Origin of the sequence: Microcella indica, from assembly GCF_013414345.1 — a bacterium.
Lineage (GTDB): Bacteria > Actinomycetota > Actinomycetes > Actinomycetales > Microbacteriaceae > Microcella > Microcella indica.
This window is the reverse complement of sequence record NZ_CP058670.1, coordinates 1,989,302-2,008,324: the sequence shown is the minus strand read 5'-3', so window position 1 is coordinate 2,008,324 and position 19,023 is coordinate 1,989,302. Positions and strand designations below refer to the sequence as shown.

The 19,023-nt window shown below is 71.9% G+C and carries 20 protein-coding genes and 1 pseudogene; 17 read left to right on the top strand and 4 right to left on the bottom strand.

Annotated elements, in window-relative coordinates; all coding sequences use genetic code 11:
* Positions 1-6: 6 nt before the first annotated feature.
* A complete protein-coding gene (locus tag HUJ41_RS09825; RefSeq protein WP_246299210.1) occupies positions 7-453 on the bottom strand; it encodes an Rv3235 family protein in 447 nt (148 codons plus the stop codon).
* Positions 454-640: 187 nt separating this feature from the next.
* Between HUJ41_RS09825 and HUJ41_RS09820 the strand changes: the two genes are divergently transcribed.
* Complete coding sequence (locus HUJ41_RS09820; protein ID WP_179872404.1) at positions 641-1,225, top strand: hypothetical protein; 585 nt, start codon at positions 641-643, stop codon at positions 1,223-1,225.
* Here the strand turns inward: HUJ41_RS09820 and HUJ41_RS09815 are convergent.
* Entirely contained in the window at positions 1,201-1,500 is a 300-nt protein-coding gene (locus HUJ41_RS09815) for a helix-turn-helix domain-containing protein (protein WP_179872403.1), read from the bottom strand. The genes HUJ41_RS09820 and HUJ41_RS09815 overlap by 25 nt on opposite strands.
* Positions 1,501-1,628: 128 nt before the next feature.
* On the opposite strand from HUJ41_RS09815, the gene HUJ41_RS09810 reads away from it, so the two are divergent.
* From HUJ41_RS09810 to HUJ41_RS09800, 3 genes are read left to right on the top strand one after another with little or no spacing between them, the layout of a single operon-like run.
* A complete protein-coding gene (locus HUJ41_RS09810; protein ID WP_179872402.1) occupies positions 1,629-2,273 on the top strand; it encodes a hypothetical protein in 645 nt (214 codons plus the stop codon).
* A gap of 1 nt (position 2,274) precedes the next feature.
* A complete protein-coding gene (locus HUJ41_RS09805) occupies positions 2,275-3,729 on the top strand; it encodes a CpaE/TadZ family protein (RefSeq protein WP_179872401.1) in 1,455 nt (484 codons plus the stop codon).
* A 9-nt stretch (positions 3,730-3,738) separates the two neighbouring features.
* A complete protein-coding gene (locus HUJ41_RS09800; RefSeq protein WP_179872400.1) occupies positions 3,739-5,235 on the top strand; it encodes a sensor histidine kinase in 1,497 nt (498 codons plus the stop codon).
* 105 nt (positions 5,236-5,340) lie between these two features.
* Here HUJ41_RS09800 and rsmD read toward each other — a convergent pair whose 3' ends face one another.
* Positions 5,341-5,916 (bottom strand): 16S rRNA (guanine(966)-N(2))-methyltransferase RsmD, encoded by a 576-nt coding sequence (rsmD, locus tag HUJ41_RS09795; RefSeq protein ID WP_179872399.1) that lies wholly within the window; start codon positions 5,914-5,916, stop codon positions 5,341-5,343.
* Positions 5,917-6,097: 181 nt separating this feature from the next.
* Here rsmD and HUJ41_RS09790 point away from each other — a divergent pair, with 181 nt between their 5' ends.
* From HUJ41_RS09790 to HUJ41_RS09770, 5 genes are all read left to right on the top strand, one after another.
* Positions 6,098-8,296, top strand: a complete 2,199-nt coding sequence (locus HUJ41_RS09790; RefSeq protein WP_431356464.1) for an ATP-dependent DNA helicase RecG — start codon at positions 6,098-6,100, stop codon at positions 8,294-8,296.
* Between the two features lie 65 nt (positions 8,297-8,361).
* Positions 8,362-9,096 (top strand): endonuclease/exonuclease/phosphatase family protein, encoded by a 735-nt coding sequence (locus HUJ41_RS09785; protein ID WP_179872398.1) that lies wholly within the window; start codon positions 8,362-8,364, stop codon positions 9,094-9,096.
* Between the two features lie 24 nt (positions 9,097-9,120).
* Positions 9,121-9,612, top strand: a complete 492-nt coding sequence (gene coaD, locus HUJ41_RS09780; protein ID WP_179872397.1) for a pantetheine-phosphate adenylyltransferase — start codon at positions 9,121-9,123, stop codon at positions 9,610-9,612.
* 4 nt (positions 9,613-9,616) lie between these two features.
* Positions 9,617-10,642: a glucose-6-phosphate dehydrogenase (coenzyme-F420) gene (gene fgd / locus HUJ41_RS09775; RefSeq protein WP_179872396.1), complete on the top strand. Its 1,026-nt coding sequence runs from the start codon at positions 9,617-9,619 to the stop codon at positions 10,640-10,642.
* A gap of 139 nt (positions 10,643-10,781) precedes the next feature.
* Positions 10,782-11,399 carry a hypothetical protein gene (locus HUJ41_RS09770; RefSeq protein ID WP_179872395.1) on the top strand — a complete coding sequence of 206 codons (618 nt, stop codon included), beginning with the start codon at positions 10,782-10,784 and terminating at the stop codon, positions 11,397-11,399.
* Positions 11,400-11,451: 52 nt separating this feature from the next.
* Here the strand turns inward: HUJ41_RS09770 and HUJ41_RS09765 are convergent, their stop codons facing one another.
* Positions 11,452-11,724 carry a hypothetical protein gene (locus HUJ41_RS09765; RefSeq protein ID WP_179872394.1) on the bottom strand — a complete coding sequence of 91 codons (273 nt, stop codon included), beginning with the start codon at positions 11,722-11,724 and terminating at the stop codon, positions 11,452-11,454.
* 489 nt (positions 11,725-12,213) lie between these two features.
* Between HUJ41_RS09765 and HUJ41_RS12975 the strand changes: the two are divergent.
* The 8 genes and pseudogenes from HUJ41_RS12975 to HUJ41_RS12670 form a co-directional block, all read left to right on the top strand.
* A pseudogene (locus HUJ41_RS12975) lies at positions 12,214-12,432 on the top strand (YdeI/OmpD-associated family protein); the annotation flags it as partial.
* On the top strand, positions 12,351-12,572 hold the full coding sequence (locus tag HUJ41_RS09760) for a YdeI/OmpD-associated family protein (protein ID WP_489137751.1): 222 nt from the start codon (positions 12,351-12,353) through the stop codon (positions 12,570-12,572). The pseudogene HUJ41_RS12975 and the gene HUJ41_RS09760, both read left to right, overlap by 82 nt.
* A gap of 83 nt (positions 12,573-12,655) precedes the next feature.
* Complete coding sequence (locus HUJ41_RS12970; protein WP_489137750.1) at positions 12,656-12,820, top strand: hypothetical protein; 165 nt, start codon at positions 12,656-12,658, stop codon at positions 12,818-12,820.
* Positions 12,821-12,839: 19 nt separating this feature from the next.
* On the top strand, positions 12,840-13,631 hold the full coding sequence (cofE, locus tag HUJ41_RS09755; protein WP_179872393.1) for a coenzyme F420-0:L-glutamate ligase: 792 nt from the start codon (positions 12,840-12,842) through the stop codon (positions 13,629-13,631).
* Positions 13,632-13,724: 93 nt separating this feature from the next.
* Positions 13,725-14,327: a hypothetical protein gene (locus HUJ41_RS09750; RefSeq protein ID WP_179872392.1), complete on the top strand. Its 603-nt coding sequence runs from the start codon at positions 13,725-13,727 to the stop codon at positions 14,325-14,327.
* Positions 14,328-14,454: 127 nt separating this feature from the next.
* Positions 14,455-15,438: an AAA family ATPase gene (locus HUJ41_RS09745; protein WP_179873961.1), complete on the top strand. Its 984-nt coding sequence runs from the start codon at positions 14,455-14,457 to the stop codon at positions 15,436-15,438.
* A 5-nt stretch (positions 15,439-15,443) separates the two neighbouring features.
* Positions 15,444-16,724, top strand: coding sequence for a DUF58 domain-containing protein (locus HUJ41_RS09740; protein ID WP_179872391.1), 1,281 nt, complete (start codon positions 15,444-15,446; stop codon positions 16,722-16,724).
* Between the two features lie 10 nt (positions 16,725-16,734).
* The gene (locus HUJ41_RS12670) at positions 16,735-19,023 is read left to right on the top strand and encodes a transglutaminase TgpA family protein (protein ID WP_218925605.1); all 2,289 of its coding nucleotides are present in this window, start codon (positions 16,735-16,737) and stop codon (positions 19,021-19,023) included.

Genomic DNA, 19,023 nt, shown 5'->3' with positions numbered 1-19,023 from the left:
CTCGCGCTAGAGGACGTGGATGGCGCTCGCGCGCCAGCGACGGTCGAGCCCTTCGAGCCTGATCGCGACAGCCCGGCACCGGGCGCGGTTGACCACCACGACCACGGCTTCCACGACTCCGTCCCGCGGCTCGCAGATGCGCACGCCGCCGAGACTGAAGGACGGCCGACGGGTCGGTGCCCGGCGCGCGGCGCGAGCGCGAGCGCTGATCACGGAGCGGCTCAAGAGGGTGCGATAGACGTCGTCGGTCACCCAGCGGGCGATCTGCTCGAGCTCGCGTGCGCCGGCGAGAATCTCGATGACGCAGCGCGTGAGATTCTCGAGCAGCGGTCGGGGGTCGGGCAGTTCGCTCGACGCCGTCGGCTGGTAGTCGAAGAACTCCTCCTGCGCGATGCGGGCGGCCGCGGAGCGACCTCGGGGGGCGTGCGAGTGCAGCGGAAGGGCGGTGGACACCGTCGGCTCCTCTCCCGGTGAGGGGGTCGGGTCGGCACGCGAGGGAGCGCTCGTGAGCAGACCGGTCTATGCACCCCTGGTCGGGGTAACCCTACCCAACCAGAACTTATTCTCAGTTGTCCAGACCCGAGGGGCAACTGTGGAAAACCCGCGACCGAGCGTCGGGGGCGATCGCTACCGTCACCGCATGCGCTGGGACCATCTATTCGACGACCTCGCCGGGCAGCTCGAGCACGAATTGCACGCGGAGGAGCTCGACCTGCAGCAGGAGGAGGAGCGCCTGCGACTGGGTCGACTCGAGCTGCGCGGTCGACTGGCTGTTGTCCTGCGCGAGCGCGAGCCCGAGAGGCGCATCCTGACCTTGCGTACCCACGACGGTGCGCTCTCCCGGGTGCGCCTGCGGTCGCTCGGGCGCGATTGGCTCGCGGGAGACCTCGTCGATCTCGGCGCGGCCCAGGTGGTCGTGCCCCTTCGGGCGGTGGAATCGCTCGTGCTCGATGTCGAGCAGGCCCAGCGCACCCTCGAGCCCACTCCGGCGCGCGACGATCTCTCGGCCCGGCTGGGCCTCAGCTTCCTGCTGCGCGACCTGTGCCGACGCCGCACGCCGCTCACCGTGCAGACGGCGGTCGGTGATCTGCACGGCACCGTCGATCGCGTCGGCCGCGACCACCTCGACCTCGCTGTTCACGATCGCGACACTCCGCGTCGTGCCACCGCAGTGCAGCAGGTGAGGCTCGTACCGTTCGATCAGGTGCTGCTCGTGCGCCTCTGACCGTTTCGCCCGTGGTCCGGGAAGATCTCCGCGACATCCGCGAACTCCGCCTCGTTCCACAGTGCCATGCGCTTCGCCTCGTCGTACTTGTCGGCGATGAACGACTCGAGCACGCTCGACTCGACCCTCCACTGGCCGATCGACCCGAGACGGATCGCGGGCAGTTCTCCGGAGCGCACGAGCGCGAGCACCTCAGCGGCGGAGAGACTGAGGATCTCCGCCACATCGGCGAGGGTCACGAACCGACCGATCGGGTTCAGCGGGTCATCGGGCATGAGTCGATTATCGTCGCCGACTCGCGCGAGCGGGACGGTGTGTGGATAACTGCGGACCGGCGTCGTCGGCTCTCGTCAGTATCGATGCCGACCGCCTACGCACACCGCCCCTGACAAGGAGACCCCGCATGGCAGCACGCGCGGCGAGAGACGAGCCCGCCCCACGTTCCCTACGCTTCCGGGACCCGCGCCTGGTCATCGGCCTCCTCCTCGTCGCCGGCTCCGTGCTGGGCGTGGTCGGTGTGGTCGCCGCCGTCGACGATGGTGTCGAGGTCTACGCGGCGTCGCGGCTCCTCACGGTCGGCGAGCACGTCGACGCGGCGGACCTCGAACTGCGGCGCGTCTCTCTCGGCCCCGATAGCAGCACCTATCTGCGGGGCGGGCAGCTGCCCGAGGGCGGTGTGATCGTGAGCCGCAGCATCGGCTCGGGCGAGCTCGTGCCGCTCGCCGCCGTCGGCGACGTGCGCGGAGCATCCTCGACCACGATCGTCGTCGCTCTGGCGACCGACCTCGGCGGCACCGTGCGCGCCGGTGACGTTCTCGACCTGTGGTCTGCGCCCGCGCTCGAAGCCGGTCGCTTCGGGGCACCGACCGTGCTCGCCTCGGGCGCTCAGCTCGTGCGCACCGTGGCGCCCGAGGGCATCGTCTCCGGCGCGGAGGCGGCGCGAGTCGAACTGCTCGTGCCGCGGCGCGAGGTCGCGCGCATCCTGCACGCCGTCGCCAACGGCGACGCGCTCTCCGCGATCCCCGTGTCGCTCGCGGTCGGGCCCTGACGTGCGCATCGCACTCGCCGTTCCCGGGCTCGACGCCGACACCCTCGAGCTCGCGCTCCTGCGGGCCGGGCACCGCGTGGTGTGGCGGGCGCTCGACACTGACGAGGTGGTCGGTCAGCTCGCGGAGAGCACCCCCGAGGTCCTCCTTCTCGCGGACCACCCCGACGTCGCCACCTCCACCGTCGTCGGGGCGTCCGACCTCCTGGGCGTACGCAGTGTGCTCGTCACCGCCGGGTCACCGCTGAGCGCGGCAGCCCGCCGACTGGGGGTGCACGAGCAGCTGGTCGCCCGACCCGGTGCCCCGATCGACGTCGCCGCCCTGGAGGCGGGGCCGCTCGGCGACGCGGGTTCGGCCGCCGCGCTCGATGACACCGAGCCGATCGGCGACCCGCCAGCGGGCGCAGACCTGCCCCGCAGCGGTGACCTGCGCGACGACGCTCGCCTGCACCGAGCGCGATCACTGTCATCACGGGCGGTGACGTCGCGCCCGCAGCGTGCTCGATCCACGCGGAGCGCGCCGCGCGGTGAGGCGCCCGCGGCCCTCCACGCCGAACCCTCATCGCTCGCGCCCCGCATCATCGCGGTGTGGGGCCCCGCCGGGGCTCCGGGGCGCACGACGGTCGCGATCGGACTCGCGGCCGAGCTCGCCGGGCGCGGACTGCCGGTCTGCCTCGTCGACGCCGACACCTACGGCGGCGCGATCGCGCCCTCCCTCGGGCTGCTCGACGAGTCGCCCGGCTTCGCCGCGGCCTGCCGGCTCGCCGGGTCCGGCAGCCTGACGGCGGACGAGCTCGACCGGGTCGCGCAGCGAGCCCCTCTCGGGTCGACGCTGCGCGGCACGCATGGCGAGCTACGAGTGCTCACGGGTATCGGGCGCCCGCATCGTTGGCCGGAGCTCTCCGCCGAGCGCGTGACGAGCGTCCTGGAGGAGTGCCGGGCGTGGCGGCCCATCGTCGTCGTCGACACCGGCTTCAACCTCGAGACGGACGAAGAGCTCAGCAGCGACCTGCTCGCACCCCGACGCAACGCCGCGACGATCGCGGCGCTGCGCGCGGCCGACGACGTCGTGGCCGTGGGCGCTGCGGATCCACTCGGGCTCGCACGCCTGCTGCGCACCTACCCCGACCTGCTCGACGTGGTTCTCACGACGAGCGTGCGCGTCGTCGTCAACCGCGTGCGGTCGAGCGTGCTCGGGCTCGACCCCGCGGGCCAGGTTCGCCAGACGCTCGATCGCTTCGGCGGGGTGAGCAACGCCGTGCTCATCGACGACGATCCGCACGCAGCCGACGCGGCACTGCTCACCGCCCGCAGTGTCGTCGACGCCGCACCCCGCTCGGCGTTGCGCGCCGGCATCGCGCGGCTGGCCGACGCGCTCGAGGTCACCGAGCGGCCCGCTCCGGTCCGCTCCCGATTCGCCGGCGGACTCGCGGCGCGCCTGCCCGGGCGCAGCGGCTAGCCTGAGGGGGTGTCGACCCTCTCCGATCTGGTGCACGAGCACGCCGCCTCGAGCGAGGCCGACATCGAGTGGCTGCACCTGCTCATCGCCGACGGCCAGCTCATCGCCGACCTCGCCTTCGCCGACATCGTGCTGTGGGTGCCGGCCGCGGAAGGCAGCTTCGTCGCCGTCGCCCACCAGCGGCCGTCGAGTTCGGCGACGCTCTTCTACCGCGACTTCGTGGGGCAGGAGATCCGGCCCGAGTGGCGCGACCAGGTCAGCGAGGCCTACAGCACGCGAAGCATCGTCGACTCGAGCACGCCCGACTGGTACGAGGAGACCCCCACGCGGCTGCGCGCCATACCCGTGCTGAGTCGCGATGCGGGCGGAAAAGGGGTGAGCGAGCATCCCATCGCCGTCATGACGCGCCACACCAACCTGAGCGAAGCGCGCATGCCCGGCCGCCAGGAGCTCACCTTCAACGAGTGCGCCAACGACATCTTCGCGATGATCGCCGCCGGCGACTTCCCCGACATGACCGCACCCAGCGGGCCCCGACGTGGCGCGCCCCGCGCCTCCGACGGGCTCGTGCGACTCGACGTCGACGGCACCGTCACCTTCGCGAGCCCCAACGGCCTGAGCGCCTTCAACCGCATGGGCTTCGTCGGCGAGCTCGAGGGCGAGTCGCTCGCGCACGTGACCACGCGCCTGCTGAGCGGCAAGCTGCAGGTCGACGAGTCCCTGCCTCTCGTCGTGACCGGGCGAGCGCCGTGGCGCACCGACATCGAGTCGCGCGGCGTGACCGTCACCCTGCGCACGATCCCGCTGCGGCAGCACGGCCAGCGCATCGGCGCGATCGTGCTCGTGCGCGACGTCACCGAGGTGCGGCACCAGGAGCGCGAGCTCATCACCAAGGATGCGACGATCCGCGAGATTCACCACCGCGTCAAGAACAACCTGCAGACCGTGGCCTCGCTCCTGCGCATCCAGGCCCGCCGCACCCACAGCGACGTCGCCCGCGAGTCGCTCACGCAGGCCATGCGCCGCGTCGCGGCGATCGCCGTCGTCCACGACACGCTCTCGGAGGGACTCAGCCAGAACGTCGACTTCGACGAAGTCTTCGCGCGCGTGCTCATGCTCATCGCCGAAGTCGCCTCGAGCCACTCCACGACCGTGCGCCCGACGTCCACGGGCAGCTTCGGCACCCTGCCGAGCGAGTACGCGACGCCGCTCGCGCTCGCGCTCACCGAGCTCGTCACCAACGCCGTCGAGCACGGCCTCGCCGGGCGGCCCGACGGCGAGGTCGAGATCGTCGCAAGCCGCAGCGACGACACCCTCTCAGTCAAAGTGCGCGACAACGGCGTCGGACTCGGCGAGGGCAAGGTCGGCTCGGGGCTCGGCACGCAGATCGTGCGCACCCTCATCCAAGGCGAGCTCGGTGGCGTCATCGACTGGCACACCCTGCAGGGCGAAGGCACCGAGGTGACCATCGAGGTGCCGCTGCTCTACCTCAAGCGCCGCGCCTGAGCCCCCGTCCCGCGCCCGACCCGCCATATGTGCCAGATCTGGCGCGAGTGGGCGCTTGAGTTGAGGCGGTGCGCCCTCTCGCGTCAGATCTGAGCCGAAAGGGCGCTAGTGGGCGCGCACGACGGAGAGCCAGTGCAGCGCGGTGTCGCCGTAGCTCGTACGACGGTCGAGCTCGAGCCGCGGTGGCAGGCCGGGCAGCGCGGACCGTGCGCTGCGCTCGATGACGACCACGGCATCCTCGCTCAGAAGCGGGGCGAGCAGGTGGAGCGCGCGTTCGAGCTCCGCATCGCCGAGCTCGTAGGGCGGGTCGAGGAACACGAGGTCCCACGGGCCGGTCGCCGACGCGAGGTACGTCGCGACCGCCTTCGTGACGACCTGGATGCTCGGGGCCGAGCCGCCCGCCGCGCGACCCTGCACGAGTCGGGCATTGGCGCTGCACACGCGGGCAGCCGAGCCCGCGCGCTCGACGAGGGTGACCTCGGCGGCCCCACGACTCGCCGCCTCGAGGCCGAGGGCACCGCTGCCCGCGTACAGGTCGAGCACGCGGGCTCCCGCCACGAGGTCGCGCGCCTCGAGCGATGAGAAGATCGCCTCGCGCACGCGGTCACTCGTGGGGCGCGTGCCCGACTTCGGCACCTGCAGGGTGAGGGAGCCCGCGAAGCCGGCGATGATGCGCGTCACAAGGGCAACGCTACCCTCGCTGGGCGTCGCCGCACGCGCGCCCGTTCGCGCCAGATCTGGCGCGAAACGGCGCATCGCCCCAACGCAAGCGCCCATACGCGCCAGATCTGGCACAAAGCGCTCGCGCGCGCGGGCGCGCGGGCGGGCGCGGGCACGCGGCGCGAGCGCGCGCGGCGGTAGCGTGGGGGCCGTGACCAACCCCCTGGATGCGCGGCTCGACGGCGTACTGGGCGACCGCACGGCGAAGGCGCTGACGAAGGCGTTCGGGATGCGCACCGTGGCCGATCTGCTCGCCCACTACCCGCGTCGCTACGCCCGGCGCGGCGAGCTCACGGCGCTGAGCGAGCTCACGGTCGGCGAGTCGGTCACGATCGTCGCAGAAGTGCTGAACGTGAGCGAGCGCGCCATGAAGCAGCGCAAGGGCTCGATCCTCGAGGTCGCGATCGGCGACGGCAAGGGCGTCCTGACCCTCACGTTCTTCAACCAGACGTGGCGCAAAGCGGAGCTCACGCCCGGCAGGCGCGGCATCTTCGCGGGCAAGGTCGGCGAGTACCGGGGTGCTCGGCAGCTCGCCCATCCCGACTACGAGCTGTTCGAGGCTGGTGACGAGCGCGACCCCGGTACGGGCGGCACGGACGCCCAGAAGTGGGCGATGCAGCCGATCCCGATCTATCCGGCGACGTCGACGGTGGCCAGCTGGCAGATCGCGAAGACCCTCGCGATCGTGCTCGACACCCTGCCGCAGCTCGACGACCCGGTGCCCGGGCCGGTGAGGACCGAGCGCGGCCTTCTCGACCTCACGCAGGCCCTTCAGTGGATCCACCGGCCGGAGGAAGACAGCCACTGGCGCCGCGCCCGCGACACTCTCCGCTTCCACGAGGCGTTCCTGCTGCAGGCAGCACTCCTGCAGCAGCGGGCGGCCCTCCGCGAGCAGCCGGCCGCACCGCGCGTCGCAGGCGATGAGCTCGCGGGCTTCGACGCCGCGCTGCCGTGGACGCTCACCGACGATCAACGGCTCGTCGGCGACGAGATCGCGCACGACCTCGCCGCCGAGGTGCCGATGAACCGTCTCGTGCAGGGCGAGGTGGGCTCCGGCAAGACCCTCGTGGCGGTGCGCGCGATGCTCACGGTCGCGCAGAGCGGCGGCCAGTCGGCCCTGCTCGCTCCGACCGAGGTGCTCGCCCACCAGCACTACCGCAGCATCGTCGACACTCTCGGCCCCGATCGCGCGGCCCGGATGCGTCCCGTGCTGCTCACCGGCCAGTTGAGCGCGGCCGAGCGCAAGCGCGCCCTGCTGAGCATCGCGAGCGGGGCATCCCGCATCGTGATCGGCACCCACGCGCTCCTCGGCGAGAAGGTGCAGTTCGTCGACCTCGGCCTGGTGGTGGTCGACGAGCAGCACCGCTTCGGCGTCGAGCAGCGCGAGAGCCTGCGCCGCAAGGGCGCCGTGCCGCCGCACGTGCTCGTGCTCACGGCGACGCCGATTCCCCGCACGGTGGCGATGACCGTCTTCGGCGACCTCGATATCTCCACGATCGCGATCCTGCCCGCGGGGCGTGTGCCGATCGTGAGCCACGTCGTCGCGCTCGCCGAGCGGCCCGAGCTGTGGCACCGCGCGTGGCAGCGCCTCGCCGAAGAGCTCGAGCAGGGCCGCCAGGGCTTCGTCGTCGTGCCTGCGATCGACCCGACGACGGTGGAGGACGACCCTGATGCGCTCGCTCCCGAGGGCGACGGCAGCGAGGCGGCACCGGATGCTCTGCCGCCCCTGCCCGCGACGGTCGCCGAGCTGACGCCGCTCCTGAGGGCGCATCCCGCGCTCGAGGGTCGTCGCATCGAGCCGCTGCACGGCCGCATGTCGACCGAGGAGAAGGACGCCACGATGCAGGCCTTCGCACGCGGTGAGATCGACGTGCTCGTCGCCACGACCGTCATCGAGGTCGGCGTGGACGTGCCGAACGCCTCCACGATGGTCGTCGTCGAGGCCGACCGCTTCGGCGTGAGCCAGCTGCACCAGCTGCGCGGCCGCGTGGGGCGCGGCGGGGTGCCCGGCCTGTGCCTGTTCGTGACCGCCGCGCTGCCCGAGACGCTCGCGCGCGAGCGGGTCGAGGCGGTCGCGGCGACGCTCGACGGCTTCGAGCTCGCGCAGGTCGACCTCGAGCTGCGGCGCGAGGGCGACGTGCTCGGGGCGACCCAGAGCGGCGGGCGCTCGAGCCTCAAGCTGCTGAGGGTCGCCGCCGACGGCGACCTCATCGGCGACGCTCGCATCGCGGCGGCCGAGGTGCTCGAGGCGGATGCGGCTCTGGCGGAGCATCCGGCCCTCCAGGATGCCCTCGCGCGCCGCCTCGATGACGACGCCCGCGAGTTCCTCGCGAAGAACTGAGCAGAGAACTGAGGGACTGCCGCGAGGCTGCGGAGCGCGCCCGAGCTCGTCGTAGGGTTAAGCCGATGAGAGTGATCAGCTACAACCTGCGCAAGCACGCGGCAGTCGGCGAGCTCGCCGCGCTCATCGCCGACCACCGGCCCAACCTGCTGTGCCTGCAGGAGATCGACACCGAGCGCCTGCCGGCCGACCTCGGGCCCATGCACCTCGCCGACGCGACCAAGCTCAACCGGCTGGGGCTGGCGATCTACTACGACCACGAGCGCTTCGAGGCGCTCGAGACGAGAGCGTTCGCGCTCAAGAAGTCGCTGCACGACATCATCGCGAAGCCCGCGCTCGAGCGGCTGCTCGGCAGCCACCTGCACGACCGCACGAAGCAGCGCGAACTCGTGCTCGGGTCGTTCCACGCGGCGCCGCTCACGGCCCTCAACTCGCTGCGGCGCACGCAGATCAAGGCCGCGCACGACGCCCTCGACACGTTCGGGGAGACGCTGCCGACCCTCATGGTGGGGGACTTCAACTACCCGGTCTTCCAAGACTTCCTGAACCGGCGCCTGCAGCAGACCGGGCACGAGGTGACCTTGAGCGATGCGCGCACGTACACGCGCTACAAGTTCTTCCGCGGCCACTTCGACTTCGCGACGTCGATCGGGCTGACCATCCGCAGCGTCACGACTCTCGAGCAGGGGGCCAGCGACCACCTGCCGATCTTCGTCAAGGCCGACTACGCTGATGCGCCCGCGCCGACTGCGGACGACCTGACCGCGGGCAGCGCCGACGACTCCGTCACGTCGTCGTAACACGCGCGCCGATAGGGTGGGGTCATGAGCAGGATCGCCGTTGTTCCTGGGTCGTTCGACCCCGTCACGCTGGGCCACCTCGACGTCATCGAGCGGGCCGCAGCGATCTTCGACGAGGTGCACGTCGTCGTGGTGCACAACCCCGGCAAGACGGCGATGCTGCCGATCGCGCAGCGTGTGACCCTCATCGAGCACGCCATCGCTGACCGGGCGCTGCCGCAGAGCATCCTCGTCACCGGCTGGAGCGTGGGCCTGCTCGTCGACTACTGCACCGATGTGGGCGCGAGCGTTCTCGTGAAGGGCGTGCGCAGCCAGGTGGATGTCGCCTACGAGACGCCCATGGCGATCGTGAACCGCGACCTCGCCGACGTCGAGACGGTGTTCATGCTGCCCGACCCGGCGCACGCGCACGTGTCGAGCTCGCTCGTGCGCCAGGTGGCCGCACTCGGCGGGGACGTTGCGCCGTACGTGCCGCGAGCCGTCGCAGAGTTCCTGCAGTCAGACGAGGCAGAGTAGCGGCATGGCGCATCCCCTCACTCTCGGGTACAAGGCTTCGGCTGAGCAGTTCGATCCGCGCGAGCTGGTCGAGATCGCCGTCGCCGCGGAGGCGCACGGCATGGAGAGCGTCGCCGTGAGCGACCATTTCCAGCCGTGGCGGCACGAGGGCGGGCACGCCCCGTTCTCCCTCGCCTGGATGGCCGCGGTGGGCGAGCGCACCTCGTCGATCCGCATCGGCACCTCCGTCATGACGCCGACATTCCGATACAACCCGGCGGTCATCGCGCAGGCATTCGCCACGATGGGGATGCTCTACCCGGGTCGTGTCTTCCTCGGCGTCGGCACGGGCGAGGCTCTCAACGAGATCGCCACCGGGTTCCGCGGCGCCGGCGAGCAGGAGTGGCCGGCGTTCAAGGAGCGCCTCGGGCGCCTGCGCGAGTCGATCGAGCTCATGCGCCAACTGTGGACCGAGGAGCGCGTGAGCTACCGCGGCGAGTTCTACTCCACGCAGGATGCGAGCATCTACGACCGCCCGGAGAACCCCGTGCCGGTGTACGTCGCCGCGGGTGGTCCGACGGTCGCGCGCTTCGCGGGTCGCGTCGGCGACGGGTTCATCTGCACGTCCGGCAAGGGCGCCGAGCTGTACACGGACGAGCTCATCCCCGCGGTCGGTGAGGGCGCGGAGAACGCCGGTCGTCGCTTCGAGGATCTCGACCGGATGATCGAGATCAAGATCTCCTACGACACCGACCCAGACGTCGCGCTCGAGAACACGCGCTTCTGGTCGCCGCTGTCGCTCAGCAAGGAGCAGAAGCACGACATCACGGATCCGGTCGAGATGGAGAAGGCCGCAGACGCGCTGCCGATCGAGCAGATCGCGAAGCGCTGGATCGTCGGCAGCGACCCTGATGAGGTCGTCGCCGAGGTGGCGACGTACGTGGACTACGGGATGAACCACCTCGTGTTCCACGCTCCCGGCCACGACCAGCGGCGCTTCTTGGAGCTCTTCGAGCGCGACCTCGCGCCTCGCCTGCGCGCCCTCGGCTGAGTCGACGCTCGGCGGGCTCCCAGCCGCGGACGTGAGCTCCCGGCCGACGCGGCTACACTCTCCCGTTGTGACTGGGGGCCGACACTCTTCTGCGCGCGTACGGAGGCGCGCACTCTCGGTGACCCGTCGATCGCCCCGCATGACGAGCACGCGCGGGGTGTTCACGGGGCTCATGGTCGTCTGCGTAGGCCTGCTCGCGGCGGGCGCGACTCCGCCCACGGCGGAGGAGGAGCTCGAGCAGTTCGTCACCGCGAACGCGCAGTCGTTCGTCGTCCCGGCGGCGGTGGAGGCTCCCGAGCTCGTCCGTGACGACTTCGGTGCGACCCCCGGCTACGAGACCTTCATCGCCGGGGGCACCAACCACGACTGGGCGAAGCTCGTGCTGCTCATGGGCGAGTTTCCCCTCACCGACAGCAACGTCACGGTCGTGACCCGCTGGATGCGTCAGGAGAACTACGTGGATGCGTGGTGGACGCGCAACAACCCGCTCAACAACGGCTGGGGGTCCGGTGGCGGGGGTGGCACGGGCAGCTACGTGCACCTCGTCGACGCGGCGGAGAACGCCGCCGAGGCCTTGCACTCCCTGCCGCGCTACCGCGAGATCGTCGCGACGCTCCAGGCGTCGGCGCCGACCGAGGAGGTCGAGCGCGCCATCTGGTTCTCAGGATGGGCGTCGGGCATGTACAACAACGGCGCGCACTGGGCCTACAACGAGGTGCCCGTCGTGCTGGCGCCGCCGAGCGCCTGGGGTCGCTGACCGCGTTCGACGGTCGTGACCCGCGGCGCTCGACGGCGCTGCGCGAGCGTGCTCATCGCGGCGGGACGAGCAGGAGCAGGGTTCGCACCTGCGCGCGCTCACGGCGCTCGGCCGCGAGCAGCTGCTCGACGCGCGTGGCCCGGCGCTCGTGCCGCACCGCGACCGTGGAGCGGCGGCTCCACCGCACGAGGGCGAGGCCCACGTGCAGTGCGAGCCGGTCGAGAGGGCTCACGCGTTCGGGCCGCGTGGGGCGGGCCTGGGGCGCGAGCGTATTCGGAGGGTGGCCGGTCAGCGGGCGCTGCCGGGCCGAGGAGAGCGTGTTCATGAGGGGTGTTCCTTCACTGCTGCGGTGACCGTGGGGGAGGCGACGGACAGCCGGGGGAGACGGATCCGGCTGCCCGCCGCCAGCGCTCGGCGAGAATGCCGAGCGGTACGGGGCGTCGGCCCGCGGCGCGCGACGGAGAGCCCTGCACAGGAAGCGGGCTGCCGACGGCGCGCGCACGTGCGGGCCGTGGGCTTCGAGCGCGTCGCCACCGTCAGGAACGGCGGCGGAATCCGTCAGCCGTTCAGGCGGTGAAGACGCCGACGAAGCCGGCGGTGGTGGGAATCATTCCCTGAGTGTGAATAACCATGGCCGACCTCCTTTCGTCATATGGCGCGGGGAGAATCTAGCGGGATGCCCGGGGCTGGCGCAAGCCTCTCTGAGCGGGTGGCTCGCCCTGTTGTCGATTCGTGACCTCGCGCGCACCCTGGTCGCCCCGTCGGAGGTGTCGCCTACTCTGAGCCCGTGGTGGCCAACGACCAGAAACCCGTGATGCTGTTCGAGCGCGTCGAGGACTGGGCGGAATGGCTCGAGGCGCATCCCGATCATCCCGGCGTGCGCCTGAATATGCGCAAGAAGGCCTCGACGGCGCCCGGCATCACCTATGGCGAGGCGCTCGAGTCAGCGCTGTGCTTCGGGTGGATCGACGGCCAGATCAACCGGTTCGACGAGGACTACTCGCTGCAGGTCTTCACGCCTCGCCGCCCGCGGCGCAGACATTCGCCGGGCTCAGCGCGCAAGCGCGCTTCGGGGTCATCTTCCGGCTCGGCGGCGTCAAGCGCGCGGAGACGCGCCAACGCAAGATCGACGGCTACATCGAGACTCTCGCGCGAGGCGACTCACCTCTCTGACGTCGAGGCGCGCGAGCCGGTGGTGCGGACACAATACCCCCAGGGGTATACTGGTGCGATCCCTACGGAAAGGATGCGCACCCATGTGCTCTGCCATCACCTGCCGCCAGTGCGGCAAGACCACCTGGACCGGATGCGGTCAGCACGTCGACCAGGTCATGCGTCGCGTGCCCCAGAGTCAGCGCTGCCCGGGGCATGAGCGCGAGCCTGGCCTGTTCTCCCGCTTGCTCGGCCGTTCGCAAGCCTGACGCGCGGCAGAATGGCGGCATGACCCCGCCGCGCCTCACCCTCTTCGCGCTCGACGGGCTGCCCGAGTTCGCGCCGGGCGACGACCTCCCGGCCGTCATCGCCGCAGCGTCGGCGCAGCAGGGCGTCGAGCCCGGCGACATCCTCGCCGTCACGAGCAAGATCGTGAGCAAGGCGGAGGGTCGCATCGTCTCCGCGGCCGATCGCGAGCAATCGATCACCGACGAGACCGTGCGGGTGGTCGCCACGAGAGAGCACCCGGGTGGTGTGACGCGCATCGTTGAGAACCGTCTGGGGCTCGTCATGGCCGCGGCGGGGGTCGATGCGAGTAACACCGCCGAGGGCACGGTGCTGCTGCTGCCGCTCGACCCCGATGCGAGCGCCGCCGCGATCCGTGCGGCAGTCGGTGCCGCCGTCGGAGGCGACGTCGGCGTCATCATCACCGACACTGCCGGGCGGGCCTGGCGAGAGGGCCAGACCGACATCGCGATCGGCGGCAGCGGCGTTCGCCTGCTGGATGACCTGCGCGGGCAAGCCGACGCGCAGGGTCGTCGGCTCGACGTGACCGCGCCGGCGGTCGGCGACGAGCTTGCGGCAGCCGGCGACCTCGTCAAGCGGAAGGCGCTGGGCCTTCCCGTCGCGGTGATCCGCGGAATGCCGCACCTGCTCGACCCCGACGCGCCCGGTGCCCGTTCTCTGAACCGCGCGGCCGCCGACGATCTCTTCTCGCTCGGCACGGCGGAGGCGCGCGAGGAGGGCAGGCTCCTGGAGCGTGCGGCGCGCGACCGGCGCACCGACCTGCGCAACGGCTGACAGCCCGGTTCGCCAGCCACGGCGGCCTTGGCTACGCTTGCTGTGCACCACGGGATTCTGGGGAATCCTCGACGCAGAGGAGAGGATGCGGTCATGAGCGGAGTCGCCCGCCACGCGCGCCGCGCCCTCGTGCTCACCGCACTCGCCCCCATGCTCCTGCTCGGCGGGTGTGCGGAGCCGGAACCGGAGGGCCCCGCGCCCGTGCATCCCTCGGAGGCGCAGGGCATCGAACCACCGCCCGGAGTCGAGCTCACCGTGAGCGAGTGCCTCGTGGGCGGCTGGCGCGTCGAGGACGAGCCGCTGCACGACTACTTGCTCGCCTTCGGGCCTGGAACCGACATCGATGTCGGCGGCTATCTCACTCTCGGCTTCACGGTCGACCGCTACTACGTCGAACCTCGGGTGGGCATCACCTGGCAGAACCGCGGGGAGGACACCCTCGCCTCGTTCGTCGGCGAGAGCGAGGGCTCGTACCGGCTCGTCGACGGGCTGCTCGAGGCCACCGAGGAGCGGGACGATCTCGCCCTCGTCGACGTCGAGCAGGGCCAGCGCAGCAGCGTCGACGAGCTCTTCCTGCGCCCGGTCACCGTCAACCCGCTCGCGGGAGCCTCCGTGGCGTGCTCAGGAGACGCCCTCAGCCTCACGACCACGATCGGGGAGTCCGACGTGCGACTGGACTTCGCGCGGCTGCGCTGAGCGGCGAGGTCGAGAACTCTCGGCGGATTCGTCACCTTCGCGTGGCAGACTTCACCGGGTGACGACGTCGACGAGCACCGCAGCCGCGCCGACCGGTTCGGCGAGCGACCCCGCCACCGATGCGCCGATGAGCCCTGAGCCGATGAGCCCTGAGGAGTTCGGGGAGCTCGCGTCGAGCATCCGGCTCGCCATGAACGGCGTCATGGATGGCAAGCCGGACGCCGTGGATACCGCTCTGGCCGTCCTGCTGGCCGAAGGGCACCTGCTCATCGAAGACGTGCCAGGGGTCGGCAAGACCATGCTCGCCCGCGCGCTCGCCCGGTGCATCGACGGCAGCGTCAACCGCATCCAGTTCACCCCAGACCTGCTGCCGGCCGACATCACCGGGGTGAGCGTCTACCGCCAGCAGCTCGGCACCTTCGAGTTCACTCCAGGCCCGATCTTCGCCCACATCGTCATCGGCGACGAGATCAACCGGGCGAGCCCCAAGACCCAGTCCGCCCTCCTGGAGTGCATGGAGGAGGGGCAGGTCACGGTCGACGGTCACACGCACGCCCTCGTCGCTCCCTTCCTGGTCGTCGCCACGCAGAACCCCATCGAGATGGAGGGCACGTACGCCCTTCCGGAGGCGCAGCGCGACCGCTTCATGGCGCGCATCTCGATCGGGTACCCCGACGCCGAGAGCGAGGCGCTCATGGTGCGCGATCGCGAGCACGGCAGCCCCCTCGAGCGCCTCGCGCCCGTCATCGACGTCGCGGGGCTGCGGCGCATGATCGCGACCGTGCGCGAGGTCTACGTGAGCCCGGCCGTCGAGCGCTACGCGGTGGCGATCGTGCAGGCGACGCGCGACGAGCCCGCGCTGCGGCTGGGGGCGAGCCCGCGGGCGACGCTGCAGCTCGTTCGGGCGGCGCGGGCGCGTGCCGCGATGGACGGGCGCGACTTCGTGCTGCCCGACGACATCGATGCGCTCGCCACGACGGTGCTCTCGCACCGCATGCTGCTCGTACCGCGAGCGCAGCACCCCGACGGGCGCCCGGCCCGCAGCGTCGACGAGGTCGTCGAGCGCATCGTCGCCGCGACCACCGTGCCGGTGCCGAGCGCCGGGGGCTGACCGGCGTGCCGCGGCTGACCGCGCGCGGCGGGATATTTCTCGTCGTCGGTGTCGGCCTGCTCGCGCTCGCCTACGCGGTCGAGCGGCCCGAGCTGCTGCCGGTCGGGGCGATCGCCGTGGCCGCCCCCCTCCTCGGCGTGCTCGTGGTGGCGAGCACGCGGCCGAGCGTGCAGGTCTCCCGCCGCTTCGACCCGGCCGTCGCCGTGCACGACGAGGTCGTGCGCGTGACGACCACCGTCGCCGGCCGCGCACGTGCGGCCGAGTGGATCGAACGCGTACCGATGGCGCCGGGCTTCGCCGGGCCCGGGCGTCTCACCGATGTGCGCCTCACGCGCCCCGCCGAGTTCGGCTACCGCTACTGGCCCGAACGGCGCGGACTCGTGGAGGTCGGGCCGCTCCTCATCGAGGATCACGATCCCTTTGCGCTCGCCGTGCGCGTGACCGACACGAGAACGGTCACGACGCAGCTCGTGCTGCCCTCCGTCGTGCGCCTGCCGACGGGGCCCGTGCCGGCTCCTGCGAGCGACACGGGGGCTCGTAGCGCGCGGTCCCGCGAGCGCAGCGACGACGATGTGGTCACGCGCGAGTACCGGCAGGGCGATGCCCTCAGGCGCGTCCACTGGCGGGTGACCGCGCGCCAGGGTGAGCTCATGGTGCGGCAGGACGAGCCGCAGGCTGGGCCGCGCAGTCTCCTGCTCGTCGATACCCAGCGCGGCGGCTACCCCGACGCGACGGGTCGACGCGAGGCCACGAGTGATCTGTTCGAGTGGGCGGTGCGCTTCGCCGCCTCCGTGGCGGTGCACCTCGACGAGCGCGGCTACGCGGTCGACCTGGTCGCCCCCACGGCGCTCCCCGACGATGCTCCTCACGCCGACGGCCCTGCGGGGGTCGCTCTCGGCGAGCTCGCTCTGCTCGAGCTCGGCCGCGACGACCCGCACCGGCAGGCGCCAGCAGGAGCGGGCGCGTTGCCGGTTGTCGTGATCGCGTCGCGCCCCGACGCGGAGACGGTGCGCTGGATGCTCGCCCATCGCACCCCGTCCGCCACGGCACCCGCCCTCGCAGTGCTCGTCGACGACGACCCGAGCCTTCTGCTTCCGACCGCCGTGACGGACACGCCGGCGGGCGCCGGGCAGGAGGGTGTGCGGGAGGTCGAGACGGCGGAGGAGTCGTTCGCCCGCGCAGGCTGGATCGTCGCGCGCGTGCCGGCCTCTGCCACGCCCGTCGAGGCGTGGACGGCTCTCGCCGGGGAGCGCGTCGAGCAGGAGGGTGGAGTGCGCCGTGCGTGAGACCACTCGGATGCGCACCTCTCGCGATGCGCTCGCTCGCACGGGTGCGGGGCTCGCCCTCTCGGCAGCCGTCCTCCTCGCGGTCGGCGCTGCACTCACCTCGTTCTCGGTCGTGCTCGTGGAGGGCGCGTGGCTGCTCTCGGCGCTCGTGACGGTGGCCGCCGTGATCGCCGCGGGAGCGCTCGTGCGGTACGGCGTGCGCGTCTGGCGACCGCTGTGGTCCGTGCTCGGGGCGGCGACCGCGGGTGTCGTGAGCCTGCAGCTGCAGTTCGCCGCAGACACGACCCTGCTCGGCATCGTGCCGCTCGCGGGCACTCTCGAGCGAGCGCAAGAGCTCATCAGGGCCGGCGAGGTGTCGATCGCCGAGCAGGCGATCCCGGCCGACGCGGATGCAGGGCTGCGCTTCCTCATCGCCGCCGGCGCGGGAGTCGTGGCCCTGCTGTGCGATGCGGTCGTCAGCCTGAGCCGTCGCCCCGCTCTCGTCGCGCTGCCCCTGCTGGGCATCCTCGCGATCCCGGTCGTGCTGGCTCCGGGTGCTCTGCCCGTGCTCTCCCTGCTCGCGACCGCGGCGGCCTTCCTGCTCGTGCTCGCCCTGCACCGACCGGCGGTGAACGGCGGGTCTGCGGGTGTGCGCCGGGCGCTCCTGGTCGGCGCGAGCGTGCTCGTCGCGGCCGTCGTCGTGCCCCCCGCGCTGCCGCCCGTCGTCGCCGGCGCGGTCGTGCCGGGCGGGGGGATCGCCGGGCTCTCCACCGGCATCAACCCGGTGCTCGAGCTCGGTGACGATCTGCGCCGCCCGACCGCTGTGACCGTGCTGCGCTACTCGACCGACCAGAGCGCCGGGCTCTACCTGACGCTCGCGCACCTCGACGACTTCGACGGCCAGACCGTGCAGCACGTAGAGGCTGGAGAGGCTCGCTCGCTCGACGAGATCGGCCCTCCGGCGTGGCTCGGGGCGGGAGTGGACCGCACCGAGGTCGCCACGCGCATCGAGCTCGAGAGCGTGCGCACGCGGTGGGTGCCGCTGCCCAGTGCGCCCGTCTCGCTCGTCGGTCTCGCGGGGGAGTGGCTCGTGGCACCGGACGGCGTCACCGTGCAGTCGCGCGAGGGCGTCCTGCGCGAGGGCGCCTACACGGTGCAGAGCCTCGACGCCCAGCCGACGGTCGCGCAGCTCCAGGGTGCGCGCGTCGACGGTGCAGGACTCGAGTCCTATCGTGCCGTGCCCGAGGTGGACCCGACGATCGTGCAGACCGCCCGCGACGTGGTCGACGCCGCCGACGCGACGACTCCCTACTCCCAGGCGCTCGCGCTGCAGCGCTACTTCACGGGCGGCGACTTCGTGTACTCGGAGGACGCGCCCGTGGAGGGCGGCTACGACGGCTCCGGCGCCGACATCGTCGCGACGTTCCTGGAGGTGCGCGCGGGCTACTGCGTGCATTTCGCGAGCGCCATGACGCTCATGGCCCGCACGCTCGACATCCCTGCCCGCATCGCGGTCGGCTTCCAGCCGGGCGACGAGAACCCGAACGTGCCGGGTGAGTACGTCGTGAGCTCGGACGACCTGCATGCCTGGCCCGAACTGCACTTCGACGGAATCGGCTGGGTGCGCTTCGAGCCGACGCCGTCGCGCGGCGAGACTCCCGGCTACGCGGACCCGGCGGCCGACCTGGAGGGCGACGAAGCAGGCGAGCCCGACGACGCGCCGACCGAGCCGGAGGAGCCTGCGACGAGCGACGAGGAGACGGACGCCGCCGAGGGCACCGACGACGATCCCACCGGCATTCCCGACTTCATCGACGGAGGCAACGACGGGCAGGCCACCGGTGAGACGGCGTCGCGATTCGCTCTGGATGCTCGGGCTCTCGCCCTCGCCGCGCTCGGCCTGCTCGCGCTCGTGCTCGTCGCGCCCGGCGTCTGGCGCGTCGTGCGGCGCGCGCGTCGGCGACGCTCGCGCAATCCCGTCGACCGCTGGCGCGAGGTACGTGACACCGCGCGCGATCTGGGGCTCTCGGCCGAGCCGACCCGCACGCCGCGGGCGCTCGCCGCACTGTGGGGTGGGGTCGCCGCACTCGACGCCGATCTTCCGCCGGTGCTCGACGCGGTCGAGGAGCGGGCGTTCGCCGGGCGGCGCCCTGTGCACGAGGCCGAGCCGCCCGAGATCGGTGAGGTGCTGCGCCGGCTGCGTGGCGCGGTGCCCTGGTGGCGGCGCGCGGTCGCGGTCGTGGCACCGCTCTCGCTCCTGGATCACGCGAACACTCCCGAGCCCGACTCTCTCGTCTCCGCCTCGGGCGTGCGACTCTAG